The organism is Vibrio makurazakiensis (genome assembly GCF_050337375.1).
In the GTDB taxonomy this organism is placed as follows: Bacteria; Pseudomonadota; Gammaproteobacteria; order Enterobacterales; family Vibrionaceae; genus Vibrio; species Vibrio makurazakiensis.
Window position 1 is genome coordinate 1 of record NZ_JAKJSW010000488.1, and the last position, 648, is coordinate 648.

Genomic DNA, 648 nt, shown 5'->3' on the forward strand with positions numbered 1-648 from the left:
ATTTTTGCCTATCATTCTGTTTAATGTCGATAATTAAAATAGTTATAAAGAAAAGGCTCCTAATTTTAGGAGCCTTTTTTACATCTGATTCATATATAGGTTTAACGCTCCCAATATGCTTCTTCTAAGCTATCTTCACGCTCAGGTAGACCACGAGATAAACGTGGAGAGTGCTGAACTAAAACTTCATAGCTAGCACGGTTTGAATATTTACAAACTTGCGAGAAAGAAGAATACGTCAAATATGGGTGCTGATGCTTGCTTGAATTAGGTACATTTTCTTTATGGTATTTATTAGCAGCCATATCATGCAGTAATGCAGATAAAGCAGCGTCACCTGCACCATTAGTATTCTTAATTTTTTCAGGTCCACCCATGTAAGGTGCTATATGTGAATATACCTTAATTGGGCTAATACATAATTCACGAGATGCAGGACGGCTGAATTCAAAACGGTTAAATTCCGCAATAGAACCCGGTAATAAAGGTAAAGACGTTTCGCGTTTTGCTTCTTCTTCAGTGTAGCCCGCCATAAATAGACCAACTGGGCCAGCAGTACAAAGAACAAGGTCTACCCAATCAAGCGCTTTATCTGAAGCTGCAAGAGGGTCGCTTTCACCCGTTAACGCTTCAGCTTCATCTTCATTC

The 648-nt window shown here is 39.0% G+C and carries 1 protein-coding gene; it reads right to left on the reverse strand.

What is annotated here, in order from left to right; translation table 11 throughout:
• Window positions 1-101: 101 nt before the first annotated feature.
• On the reverse strand, window positions 102-648 hold a 547-nt coding region (locus L4C33_RS22710; protein ID WP_489686460.1), incomplete at its 5' end, for a carbohydrate kinase family protein.